Annotated in this window: 9 protein-coding genes and 1 pseudogene; 6 read left to right on the forward strand and 4 right to left on the reverse strand. The window is 34.5% G+C overall.

All coding sequences use genetic code 11. The features are described from left to right. Positions 1-16 precede the first annotated feature (16 nt). A complete protein-coding gene (gene katG / locus H9655_RS05145) occupies positions 17-2,242 on the reverse strand; it encodes a catalase/peroxidase HPI (protein ID WP_191811618.1) in 2,226 nt (741 codons plus the stop codon). 424 nt (positions 2,243-2,666) lie between these two features. Between katG and H9655_RS05150 the strand changes: the two genes are divergently transcribed. Further along, on the forward strand, positions 2,667-3,269 hold the full coding sequence (locus H9655_RS05150; RefSeq protein ID WP_191811620.1) for a hypothetical protein: 603 nt from the start codon (positions 2,667-2,669) through the stop codon (positions 3,267-3,269). 118 nt (positions 3,270-3,387) lie between these two features. After that, positions 3,388-3,927 (forward strand): Rossmann-fold NAD(P)-binding domain-containing protein, encoded by a 540-nt coding sequence (locus tag H9655_RS05155; protein ID WP_191811623.1) that lies wholly within the window; start codon positions 3,388-3,390, stop codon positions 3,925-3,927. Between the two features lie 37 nt (positions 3,928-3,964). Here the strand turns inward: H9655_RS05155 and H9655_RS05160 are convergent, their stop codons facing one another. Then, entirely contained in the window at positions 3,965-4,645 is a 681-nt protein-coding gene (locus H9655_RS05160) for a YqjF family protein (RefSeq protein WP_225230451.1), read from the reverse strand. A gap of 321 nt (positions 4,646-4,966) precedes the next feature. On the opposite strand from H9655_RS05160, the gene H9655_RS05165 reads away from it, so the two are divergent. After that, complete coding sequence (locus H9655_RS05165) at positions 4,967-6,379, forward strand: FMN-binding glutamate synthase family protein (protein ID WP_191811626.1); 1,413 nt, start codon at positions 4,967-4,969, stop codon at positions 6,377-6,379. Between the two features lie 566 nt (positions 6,380-6,945). Beyond that, positions 6,946-8,031, forward strand: coding sequence for a Ger(x)C family spore germination protein (locus H9655_RS05170; protein WP_191811628.1), 1,086 nt, complete (start codon positions 6,946-6,948; stop codon positions 8,029-8,031). Positions 8,032-8,092: 61 nt separating this feature from the next. Here H9655_RS05170 and H9655_RS05175 read toward each other — a convergent pair whose 3' ends face one another. Together H9655_RS05175 and H9655_RS05180 are read right to left on the reverse strand one after the other, a co-directional pair. Then, positions 8,093-9,181, reverse strand: coding sequence for a GerAB/ArcD/ProY family transporter (locus H9655_RS05175; protein ID WP_191811630.1), 1,089 nt, complete (start codon positions 9,179-9,181; stop codon positions 8,093-8,095). Positions 9,182-9,251: 70 nt separating this feature from the next. Continuing rightward, a complete protein-coding gene (locus H9655_RS05180; protein ID WP_225230452.1) occupies positions 9,252-10,775 on the reverse strand; it encodes a spore germination protein in 1,524 nt (507 codons plus the stop codon). Between the two features lie 202 nt (positions 10,776-10,977). Between H9655_RS05180 and H9655_RS05185 the strand changes: the two are divergent. Both H9655_RS05185 and H9655_RS05190 read left to right on the forward strand, forming a co-directional pair. Further along, positions 10,978-11,121: pseudogene (locus H9655_RS05185) on the forward strand (IS3 family transposase); the annotation flags it as partial. 793 nt (positions 11,122-11,914) lie between these two features. Beyond that, complete coding sequence (locus H9655_RS05190; RefSeq protein ID WP_191811632.1) at positions 11,915-13,624, forward strand: sigma-54 interaction domain-containing protein; 1,710 nt, start codon at positions 11,915-11,917, stop codon at positions 13,622-13,624. Positions 13,625-13,637 lie beyond the last annotated feature (13 nt).

Consider the following 13,637-nt stretch of genomic DNA (forward strand, 5'->3'; position numbering starts at 1 on the left):
TCTCTTTAGATTCATATTACTTGCTTAATACAGCATCCTTGATTTTTAAATCAAAACGATCGGCATTCATTACTTTAACCCATGCAGAGATAAAATCATTGACAAACTTTTCTTTATTATCCTCTTGTGCATACACTTCAGCAATTGAACGTAACACTGAGTTAGAACCGAACACTAAATCCACCCTTGAAGCCGTTCGAACAACTTCACCTGTTTGACGATTACGACCTTCAAAAATACCGCCTTGAACTGGCTTCCATTCAACACTCATATCAAGTAAGTTCGTAAAGAAATCATTGGATAGTGTGCCTACATTTTCAGTAAATACGCCATGGTTCGTACCACCATGATTCGTACCTAATACACGCATACCACCAACTAATACAGTCATTTCTGGAGCTGTTAAGTTAAGCAGTTGTGCTTTATCTACTAATAACTCCTCTGAAGATACACTGTACTCTTGCTTTTGATAGTTACGGAAACCATCAGCAATTGGTTCTAATACTTCAAAGTTTTCTACATCTGTTTGTTCTTCTGTCGCATCTCCACGACCTGCAGAGAATGGAACGGTGACGTCAAAACCAGCATTCTTTGCCGCTTGTTCAAGCGCCGCACTACCACCAAGGACAATCAAATCAGCTAAGCTAACTTTCTTATCTAATCCCGCTTGTAAACCTTCCAATGTATGAAGCACTTTAGAAAGTTGTTCAGGTTGATTCACTTCCCAGTTCTTCTGTGGAGCAAAACGGATTCTGGCACCATTTGCACCTCCACGATTATCAGAACCACGGAATGTACTAGCAGATGCCCATGCAGTTGTAACAAGCTCACTAATTGATAAACCTGTATCTAGAATTTTGGCTTTTAACTCAGACACTTCAGCATCTGTTAAATCATAATCAACTTTAGGGATTGGGTCTTGCCATACTAATTCTTCTTCTGGTACTTCTGGACCTAAATAACGGTCGCGTGGACCCATATCACGGTGAAGTAGCTTAAACCAAGCTCTTGCAAAAGCATCGGCGAATTCTTCTGGATTTTCATAGAACCTACGAGAGATTTTCTCATAAGCAGGGTCCATACGTAACGCCATATCAGCTGTTGTCATCATTGTTTTTACACGGACAGAACTATCTTCGGCATCAGGAGCCATATGTGCTTCATCTTGACCTACCGCTTGCCATTGATACGCACCAGCAGGGCTTTTAGTTAACTCCCACTCATATCCAAATAATTGCTCGAAGAAACCGTTATCCCATTGCGTAGGGTTTGCAGTCCATGCACCTTCGATACCACTTGTAATTGTGTCACGACCTTTACCACTGCCATGTGAACTGATCCACCCAAGTCCTTGCGCTTCAATCGGCGCTGCTTCTGGTTCTGGACCTACTTGTGCAGCATCTCCAGCCCCATGTGCTTTACCGAAAGTATGCCCACCTGCAACAAGGGCAACTGTTTCTTCATCATTCATACCCATACGTGCAAATGTTTCCCGAATATCTTTACCACTTGCTAAAGGATCAGGTTTTCCATTTGGACCTTCCGGGTTCACATAAATCAGACCCATTTGTACAGCCGCTAACGGATTTTCTAATTCACGATCTCCTGAATAGCGGTTGTCACCAAGCATTTCTTTTTCATTACCCCAATATACATCTTCTTCAGGGTGCCAAATATCTGCTCGGCCACCACCGAATCCAAATGTTTTACCACCCATCGATTCAATGGCAACGTTTCCTGCTAATAGAATTAAATCTGCCCAAGAGATTTTGTTACCGTATTTTTGTTTAATAGGCCATAAAAGACGACGAGATTTATCAATGTTGGCATTGTCTGCCCAACTATTAAGAGGAGCAAATCGTTGTGAACCTGTACCGCCACCCCCGCGGCCGTCACCTGTACGGTAAGTACCTGCAGAATGCCAAGCCATACGAATAAACTGTGGTCCATAATGACCGAAGTCTGCTGGCCACCAATCTTGGCTATCCGTCATTAATTTATGAAGATCTTGCTTTAAAGCATAGTAATCTAGTTTAGTAAATTCTTCAGTATAATCGAAATCTTCACCCATTGGATTAGACTTTTTATCATGTTGGTGAAGAATATTTAAGTTTAATTGATTCGGCCACCAATCTTTGTTAGTCGTTGCTTCAGATTGCTGCTTAGTGACACTTCCATGATGAAAAGGGCAGCCACCTCCGCCTGAATGGTTTGCTTCAGAAATAATATTATTTTCGCTCATACTGATTCTCCTTTATTGTGAAATGAGGTAATTATCATTATCTACTAATTAATCTTAGATAATAATAATTATTATATAATGATTATAATAAAATATAATTAAAAAAGTAAAGGGAAAAGATGAAATTTACGAGAAAATTATATTCTAAGAGGATAAACAATGGAATATTAGGGTGCTTTTATTCTTGTAAAATAGAAAAAAGAGAAGGAGGATATGAGAAAATGTAAATGAAATTGATAAAATTAATATGTAAATGAAAATAAATCAGTAAAGGGTATTATCAGTCAATAGAGTTCATAAAATAAAGATAGAAAAATCAGACTATTCATCTTTTATTGTAAATGAAAGTAACTAAAATGGAAAGTATTAGCCTATGATAAATATAATCTTTCTTAATAATCCTCTTAAATAGGTGGGGTAGGCAATGATTCATCAAAAGGAAAACAGCTTCTTAATCATCATCATTACTCTATTACTATTATGTATTACATTGGTTCTAGGGGCTTGTTTACATATCATGTTTGAATGGGACTTGACCATTATAGCTGGTTTGATCGGATTTGTTGGAGCGATTATTGGCGGAATGATTACCTACTACGGTGTTAGAGTAACCATTTGGCATCGTGATAAGGAAATCTTTCTATCTACCGCCACCTCAAAACTACTTTTAATAACGACGAAGATTGAACCTAAATATAAAGAGATTGCTAATGAAGCATTACTATACTCTAATGTTTTTAATTTAGATATTGATTACCATCTAAAAGCAAAAAGATTACACGAATTAATGAAACGGTTCATCTATACATCATATGAAGATATGGAAACACTCTATGACATTATGGAATATGAAGACATTAAAGGTTTTCATCAATCACTTAAAGAGATGAGAGAAGAAGTAATGAATGAATCGGATGTGCAACTAAATGATTTAATTCAGCTTATTCAGCAAAGCTACCAATATATCTTTGCAACTTCTGCAAAACTAGAAAAGAAATATTTCCGATACAAGAAGCAAGTTCTTTAAACTGTCAAAATTCTTCAAGGAAATTTTGTAAAAAAGAGGGTTTAATCGCTGATAAATGGAAGTTTTATGTATGCGCTCGCAGTAACATCGCAGTTAATTAGAAGGAGGGAGAAGCAATATGAAAAACTTTGGACATACGCTCATTTTTGGAGGAACAGGTATGTTAAAGGAAACAACACAATGGTTAATTGATCGCACGACTCAAACAAGAATCTATGGAAGAAAGAGCAAATCCCTAGAGCAATCAAATACAACTTATCGTCTTTTAGATTACACTGATACTGACAAACTTATTGAAGAGATTACCCTTGCTCACAAAGAAGGCGGTCCCATTCACACTGTTTTAGCATGGATTCATAATACAGCCCCCAACGCTATTCCTATAATGAACAAACAAATCGAGCAATTACAAAATGAACCTTGGACACTCTATCTTGTAAAAGGTAGCAGTTCAGACATCGAAAGTATCAAATCCTCCCAACAAAACTACAAAGACCAATGTAAGCTTAAAATCATCCAACTAGGCTTCAAATATAACGGAACATCTTCCAGGTGGCTCACACACGAAGAAATATCAGCAGGTACAATTGACAGTATGCAATCAGCGAGGGATTTCACACTCATTGGCTCACTTAAGCCTTGGGAGGCGCGACCTTAATGTTACTCTTTTAAAAGAGAGTCTACGTCTTCTTAATTTAATGTAGCTTCTTAATATTCCAAATAAGAGAATCAACTCCTTTTGAAAAATGAGATATCGGTTCTTTATTAGAAAGATCAATATTAAAAGGTGAAAAAAGTGTATTCACCTCTATATCTATATCTACTTTCTGTAACGGCCATGGCCCATGATGAATTTCCCCACAATAAATGGTGCCATTAGAATCGGTACTATATAGGCAATACCTCTCTGTAAGCCAATGATCAAGAGTGCCTGAATTTGCAAAAATTACTTCTTGTGAATGTCTAAACGTCCCACGAAACGCTATTTGGGCTTTGTTATTTTTTCTGACACTCGTACAATGAAAAATTTGATCGTCATTTCGAAAAGTAATTTGTGCAGGATAATAAGGCAAACGATACCATTTTTTTGCGATTTTATAGGAAGCCCAGTTCTCGACATCTAAAGAAAGAAAATAGACTCCTGGTTTACCATTATATTTAACATAGGTTCTTAAATTGACTTCAGGAAATTTAGGGGTTATTGAGACAGCAGGTATTCCGCGAGGATAGATTCCTTCCATAACAAATGCAACAATTCCTAACCAAGCATAGTTATTAAAGGTATCAATTTGTAATGAATCAGGAACATGTGCACGTAGCGCTTCAATTGGGACAGGCCAATGAAGAAAATATAGGTTTCTCCATGTTTGTCTCATTATCCATTTTTTTGAATATATTGAAAATGGTCGATGACTGGTATCTTTTAAAATATTCAAGAAAATCTTCTCCTTTCCATGTTAGATGGCAACACTATAATCCATGAGAAAATGATGTTAATAAAAATTACCCGAAGCACGTCTTATTACATTAGTAATTGTTCAATCTTAAAATCATTTCTAGCCTTCCCCTTAAGATGAATTTTATTAGAACTACATATGTACTACTTGCTAGTGTTCTATATCAATATGATAATAAATTTTAATTTGGGCAATAATGGAGATGATGGTTGTTTATTAATACAAAGTGGAGAAGTGATTATGCCGAACATCTTATACTATTTTTCTTTTGTGATGATTTCAATATTATTTATCTTTTTCATCTTCATCCTTATTGGTTGGCGTTGGATGATAAAAAAAATAGCGAAAAAAATGGGGAAAATCATACTAACCGATGGATATCAAGAAAATCTTATGGAAATATTGCCGGGTTTACGCCATATGGGAATTCAAAATATGCTAGAAAACAGCTTGCGTGCCGAAACAGGCGATGTCCTCCATCGTCCATTAGGCTCTTCAAAAAAGTGGCCACATTTTGATACGATTAACTTTATCCCTACACAAACAACACCATTTCCTATAGATGGCGAAGAAGAGGTAGATGTCAAAGTAACAATTGGACCAAAAGCAAAGAAGCCAATGAAAATAAAAATACCATTACTGATCAGTGGGATGGCTTATGGCATCGCACTGAGCGAAGAAGTAAGGCTTGCATTGGCAGAAGCAGCTAACAATACAGGAACAGCAATTAATTCAGGAGAAGGAGGCGTTTTACCTGAAGAATTAAACGCTGCAGGGAAATATATATTGCAATTTTCAAAAGCGGAATGGTCAAAGGACGAGGATTTAATTAAACGTGCTGATATGATTGAAATTAAACTTGGACAAGGTGCACTATTCGGTGTGGGTACGAAAATTTCACCAAAAAATCTAACCGGACGTGCTCGTGATGTAATGGGACTGAAAGAAAATGAAGATGCTGTGATTTATGATAATTTCTATGAAGATCAAACGATTGATGATATAAAAGAGCTTGTTAATGAACTTCGAACTGTATCTGGGGGTGTTCCTATAGGTGTTAAAATGGGGGCAGGCGGAAAGATAGAAGAGGACATCGATCAATTAATTTATCTAGGTGTGGATTTTATTTCGATAGACGGTGGTCAAGCAGCTACAATGGGTGCACCGCCAATTTTATCTGATGATATGGGGATTCCAACCTTACATGCAATTGTTCGTGCTGTTAATCATTTAAAGAAGAGAAATATGAAAGGAGAAATTAGTTTAATTGTTTCTGGTGGACTTTTTGTTCCAGGACATTTTTTAAAGGTACTGGCATTAGGTGCTGATGCTGTTTATTTGGGATCTGCTATTTTATTTACGGTGGCACATAATCAAATATTTAAGGCAATTCCTTTCGAACCACCTACACAAGTTGTATGGAATGAAGGTAAATTCAAGGATCAGTTTAAGGTTGAAGATGGGGTAAAAACTGCTGAAAAATTTTTAACAGCGAGCATTGAAGAAATGAAAATGGCCTTAAGAGCAATGGGGAAACGCTCATTAAAAGAACTTTCAAAAAAAGATTTAGTATCCTATGATGAGTTAACAGCTAAAATGGTGGGAATTCCATTTTCATTTGAACCTTGGAAAGTCAACCATAAAGAGAAATAATCATCAATTATTTTATTAACATAAATAAGTTTGAGTATAAGATGGTTCCAGATAGTATTCTAAAAATTATTGGTTCACAATATTGGATTTTAATAAAATTATTAAATCCTTTTTTTAAATACAAGTTAGTTAAAAATAGGTATTTGATCATATAGAAAAAGAGCCTGATTTACTAATGAAGGGGTATAAATGTATTGGTATATTTTCAATATATCTTGTCATAATTTACGGCAATTAACAAAGAATAATTTATAACAATTGAGATTATTTTTTGTATATAATATTTAATCTATTTTTAAAAGTTAATGTTCTTTCTAAATTCACCTATAGTTTTAGGGATTTTTCCAATAAATTTAAAATATACCATTATTAAATTTACTAATATATTTAGTATTAGTACATGAAACTATGCAATCTCTGCACTTGCAACAAAGTCCAATAATATATGAATAGTTGTCATTATATAAAGGTTTGTGCGGAATAATGATATTGAATCAATGTCACTATCGAATATCTATGATAACCTGACCTTAATTTGGTAAATTTTAATGTCAAGGAGTATATTAATGATAATTAAAAAGTCGCTCATCCCTCTCTGTTGTATTTATTTACTTGTAGGCTGTGTTCAGACAAAAACAATTGAAGATCTTCAGATTGCGGAAGGCATCGGTTATGATTCTGCTGACAAAAAAAAATACGAATTAACTTTGGATGTTGCTATTTTCAGTACAGGTAAGGAAAAGAAAGTGACTAACACAACCCTCAGCGATGTGAATTTTACTGGATATGGAGCTGCAAGAAGTGCTCAAAATGAGTCGCCTAAACCTGTTACAGTGGGTAAAGTGTTGGTTGCTGTCTACGGGGAAGAATTAGCGAAAGAAGGTGTTATTAAGATTCTTGATGGTCTTAAAAGACATCCATCTATTGGAAGAATGGTTGACTTTTGTGTAATTGAAGGAAACGCCAAGGAATTATTAGAAGGGACATACGCATTTGAAGAAACACCTTCCCGTTATTTAAAGAATCTTCTTGAACATCATAAAACAGGAAATTTACCTTCAACAAATTATCATGAGTTTATGTACAATTATTCAGCTAAAGGTCAAGATCCCTTTATGGTGCTTGTCCAAAAACAAAACGATAAAATTAAGCTCACTGGTCTAGCCTTATTTAAAGAAGATAAATACATAGATGCTATACGGGGGGATAAGCTTTTCTTATTTAAAATGTTATATGAACATATAGATTATGGGACGTACGAGGCCTCTTTTCCTGAAGAGGATACTTATATAGCATTGGAAACTATAAAATCGAAAGTGGATTATCAAATAAAGAAGGGGATGACCAGTCCAGAAATTGAGATCACTGTTAAAGCTAAAGCTTTTATTAATGAAGTTATCTCTGACATTAAGTTGCAGAATGCAGCTGATGAAATGAAGATTGAAAAAATGTTAGAGGCACAATTAAAGGAAAGAAGTTTACAAATGATTAAAGATTTTCAAGAAAAGGGCATTGATCCACTTGGTTTTGGAGATAGAGTTAGAAGCCAAACAAGGGGATGGAAAGCAGATAAATGGCGGGAACTGTATCCAGATGCCTCCGTAGATGTCAAAATTAAATTCGATATTATAGAAAAGGGCATTACTGAGTAAAAAAACAGAAACGAATAGATTTAAAGTTATTTTTAAATTTTTGTGAGGGGGTATTCATACTTTATTTACCCCCTCTCAGCTTCAATATAAGCCTTTGTAAAATAAACAAGATAGGGATGTAACCATATACAAAAAAGAAAGTAACTTCTCCTGAAAATCTTCTAAGTGCTTCGATACTTGTCCGATCTTCAATTAATCCTGAAGCAGCTACTAAAATGATTATGATCACACTCAAAATAAGTTTTTTGTTAAATGAAAATATCTCTACAATTCCACGGTGTGCTCCCCAGTATGTCAAACAAATATTTGGCAATACAATAAATATCCATGCAGCTATTCCTAAATGTTCAAAACGCTCAAAGAATGGAAATTCGATAATTTTCCAAATTGTGATTGTTCCCCATAATATTTCTTGCAGCTGACCTTGATTATAAAAAACGAAAGTAACTAGGGCTATAAAGACATAAACAAGTGTTGTGACTATGACTGCTAAATGAGCCCATTTTTCAGATTTTTTCGGATGCTTAATAAACGGGTAATACATAAATAATAATTCAAATCCGCTCAAACCTAATGTGGCATTTCTTGCTGAATCAATCAATTCTCTAAAACTATGGTCCATTACAGGAAGCAAGTTACTGAAATGAGCAAATTTCAGCGGGAAAAGAAATGTCAGTAAAATTGGTATCGAGTATAGGGTACTTAAAAAACATATCCCAGTTACAACTCGAAGTCCGTTAATCACAAAATAACCTGCAGCTATTAAAAGTACTAAGCTAAAAAACCATGGAGTTAATTGCGGAAATACCCATAATTGTATGATTTCGATATATGAACGTAATACAGTGAAACAAAGCATTAATAAATATAAAATAAACAGCAGACTAAGAAAACCACCAACCCATTTGCCAAACAACTCCTTGTGAATAGCAATTAAATCTCCTTGTCCTTTGTTTAAAATACGATATAAGATGAAGATTAGAAGATGTATACTTAACCCAGATATTATTATTGAGATCCAAGAATCGTGTCCAGCAGACTTACTTATTCCTCTTAAGTCGAGGACAGAGATACCTGTCTGCATTGAATGAATCAGATAAAAGACAAGGAAGGGTGAAATAAGTAAGTTTTCTTTTAAAAGATTTCGCATAAACCTCACCAAATTTCCATAGTAGTTGTTCAAGATTCATTTGCTGTTAAGTTAAAAAGCTCTATGCTCCTTATTTATTTTTATTCTTATCATGTTTTTGATTTAAGCGAGCTGAGTTTGCACGATTCGAGTCTTCAGGTCTTTGGTAGATTGGACGCTTAGCCTGACGATTGAAAGGCATACGAAAAAAGGCATCTTTTAAATCCGTTAAACGTGGCGGAAATATAGGTTCAATAAATGGCCTACCTAAAGAGGTCAATCCTAATAGGTGGCAAATTGTAATTGCAAATAAAATAGCGATTCCGACAAATCCCCACAAATGTGCAAATAATATAAAAGGAAAGCGAATGAAGCGAATGGTGTTGCTCATTTGGTAGACTGGTGTTGTAAAAGATGCAAGTGCTGCAAGTGCTACAATAATTAGTAATACGCTGCTAGTTAAACCAGCATCTACAGAAGCTGTTCCAATTACAATACCGCCAACGATACCAATTGTCTGTCCGACTTTACTAGGCAATCGAGCACCAGCTTCACGCAATAGTTCGATAACAAATTCCATTATTAGCACCTCTAGCACTGGTGGAAATGGGACATTTCCTCTTGATGAATAAATGGTGGCTAAAAGATTTATCGGTAACATTTCAAAGTGATATGTCAATATCGCGATATAAAAAGGAGTAGAAAAAACTGAAAAAGCTACAGCGAATAGACGAATCAATCGAAAGAAAGATGCCATATGCCAAATAAGAAAATAATCTTCAAATGCCGAGAAAAATTCAACTATTGTTATAGGAGCATATAGGGCATGCGGTGAACCATCAACTAGAATCACAATTTTCCCTTCTGTTAATACTGCACAAACACGATCAGGACGTTCCGTATCGAGCAGCTGTGGAAAAGGTGAATTTTTATTATCAGAAATCATTTGAGTTATATATGAACTATCAATTATATTGTCATATTCAATATCAGATAATCGCTGTATTACTGTATTAACATTTTCCTGATTAGCGATGCCATCAATAAAAAGAACAGCGATTCGTGTATTTGATATTTTTCCAACCTCAATCTCTCTTAAATGTAACTGCGGAAGTGGAAGTCTCTTTCTGATTAAGTTAATATTTATATCAAGTGTTTCCACAAATGCTTCCTTCGGTCCAACTACACTAAACTCTACTTCTGGTATTGTTACTTGTCGCGATTCAACAGTAACAGCAGGTATCAGTAAACAGTTCGAATCATGTTCACTAAATTGAATCATAATTGAACCAGTCATTATTTTCTTTTGGATTTCTTTTACATCATCAGTTATTAATTTCTGTTCTATTGGAAGTAATTTTTCTATTTCTTTTAGGCTAGTAAAGGCGTTCTCTGTTAAATGCGACAAAACATCACGATGTATAAACTCCGGGTTCACTAAAGTATTCATATAGCTAATAATGCAACTAGTACTTTCAGTTTTGAATTCAAACCGTTGAAAGTCTTTCGATGGTTTTAACGCTTTAATTAAATCATCTATCTTAAATTCTGTTTCAGTATCGTCATTATTCTTATTAAATAATGTCTTTTTCGATTGGTTAAGCCATTTTAGCAAGGGTAAAGCCCTCCTTATATATTTGCATTGAAATAGAAGGTTTTTTTCCGATACTGATTCTTTGGTTATTTGTATTTATAGGTTATCCAATAAATTGATTAATATTAGGGGAAGAGCAGAGGAAAAATTAAATTAAAGGGGTAGGTTCTCCAGAAGCGCCTCATGCAGCAATCAAACGTTTACGTATGGAAAATGAGGATGTAAAAAAGAAGTTGGTAAAATTGCCCCAAATATTTTAAATCATTTTTTCACTGCAGATGCCCCAAATGAAAAAAAGATCACAGATATTACTGAATTTAAGTTTTGTGAGAAGCTTTATTTATCGCCTGTATTAAACTTGTTTAACTGAGTAATTATTACGTATAAAATTGGCTCTTGGCCAACTTATTCCCCTCTTGAATCAAAAGGAATTGATAATTATTATTTGAATTCGTATCACTGTCAAATCGAACAGGATTGATATTTTACTTCATCTTGATTATTATAGTCTTTTTTACCCTTATTACATGCTGAAAGAAAACTTACTAGAAGAGGCTGAAAAAATGGTAATTTCCCATTTTGTCTTCCATCCTTAAAACCCCCGAATTTTAGTATCACCCTTTATATGCTGAAGAAACTACTTAATTACAAAAAACACATATATCAAATCTAGTATGTAGGATTTAAAAGTAAAAGTATGTTTAATTTGCTATTTTCCATTTTTAATGGTTCAGCAACTTTGAATGGGTATCCCTTAGAATACATGGTTTCCAAGTAGTAGTTGGAATTTCCATGCTACGCCAACCCTTCAATAGTCACTTTCTCAACTGTTCCTCCCAACAAAACTACAAAGATCAATGTAAGCTTAAAACCATTCAACTAGTCCTCAAATATAACGGAACATCTTCCAGGTGGCTCACACATGAAGAAATATCAGCTGGTACAATTGACAGCATGCAATCAGAGAGGGATTTCACAATCATTGGCTCACTTAAGCCTTGGGATGCGCGACCTTAATTCACCTTTATATAATATAAAAGGATGTTTATTTTTCATAAGGTTCATTTAAAGTGAAATTGATCTAAATGCGTCAATATACCAATGGGACATCTCGATTATTTGTTATAATAACTTTAATCTCAGTAAAAGTGGTGATCCTGTTGTTATCTGAATTATACAAAAGTGAAATAACGACGATTGCTATAAGGTTCTTTCGCCACTATTCTTGTAAGATACATATCTATTTTGAGAATTGTGATAGGCAGAATTCAACCTTTGGTGTCCTTATTGAAGAAAAACTCCGGAAAAATAGGAACCCAATTGGACAATTATTTAAAGAATCGTGTAGCATTTGTACTGACTTATGTACATTAACTAAATACCCTGATGAAGAAATAAGTATGACCCCAATTAGGATAGCGGATCAAATAGTGGCATATCTTGTTATTCAAAGTGGCATGAAAAATGAACAGCGATATGAAACATTAGAACTCATTGACTCTCAATTGGACTTATGTAAATCGACGATCGAAATAAAATTACAAAGTCTAGAACTAGAACGTCTTTATCATGAAACATTAGATGAACTGCAAATCTTTTTACAAACTACAAGCGATGTATTTGTCCTTATTAACAAAGAAGACGTCATTGAAACGACCAGTCAAACATTCTCCTCTATTAATGAGGAAAGATTAAATGTAGTAGGCTTAAATATTTCAACTTTAATGTACAGTAAAGATTGGGAAAGACTCAAAAAAGATAAAGTCATTGAAGAGGTTGAATTATTGGTGAATAAAGGAAAAGCTACGGTTTCTTTAAGAACGATCAAATCAAATGATGTAACAATATCCTATTTAATACAAATATTAATGGATAAAGGAACTGTTAAAAAACCGATTGCTAAACAAACGCTCTATTCTTTTCAACAAATTAAGGGGACTAGCCATAGTATTCAAAAAACGATTGAAAAAGCACAGAGAGTAGCTAATAGTGATTCATCTATTCTATTAAGAGGTGAAAGTGGTACGGGAAAGGAAATATTTGCCCAAGCTATTCACCATGGAAGCAATCGAAGTAAGAGGCCATTTATTGCGCTAAATTGTGCAGCCATACCAGAATCACTATTAGAAAGTGAATTATTTGGTCATGTAAAAGGTGCATTTACTGGTTCACATACTACAAGGGTTGGGCGCTTTGAGCTCGCAAATGGCGGTACGCTTTTTTTAGATGAGATTGGTGATTTGTCTCCTTCTCTTCAAGCGAAGTTATTAAGGGTTGTTCAAGAAAGAAGAATAGAAAAAGTAGGTGATAATCAATCAACCCCAGTAGATGTAAGGATCATTACTGCTACTCATCAAAACTTGGAGCAATTGGTTCAAGTAGGGAAGTTCAGAAAAGATTTATATTACCGTTTAAATGTTATACCGATTGTCATCCCACCTTTAAGAGATAGAAGGGAGGATATCCCTATATTGATTGAATATTTTATGAAAAACTTATCAAAACAAGCTGGAAAAAAACCGAAAAGAATTTCTAAAGAAGTATTGGAGATTTTATTGAATAACAATTGGAGTGGAAATATTAGAGAGTTACAAAATGTCGTTCACCACTTTGTTCAATTAGAAATCGGTGAATTAGTGACTCAAAAAAGTTTGCCAACGTATCTTAAAGATGAAATACAATCTCAAATACAATTACAATCAAATCATAAGCGTATATATAGAACACAACCCAATGAAAACAAAGAGGAAATCCTCCGACTATTAGATGAATTTGGAAGGGATACCATAGGTAAAAAAAGAGTAGCAAAATCCTTGAATATAAGTTTACCAACTTTATACCGCAAACTGAATAAATTAAGAATTAAGTAATTTGAGAATCAAA

Origin of the sequence: Cytobacillus stercorigallinarum (genome assembly GCF_014836495.1) — a bacterium.
GTDB classification, from domain to species: Bacteria; Bacillota; Bacilli; order Bacillales; family Cytobacillaceae; genus Cytobacillus; species Cytobacillus stercorigallinarum.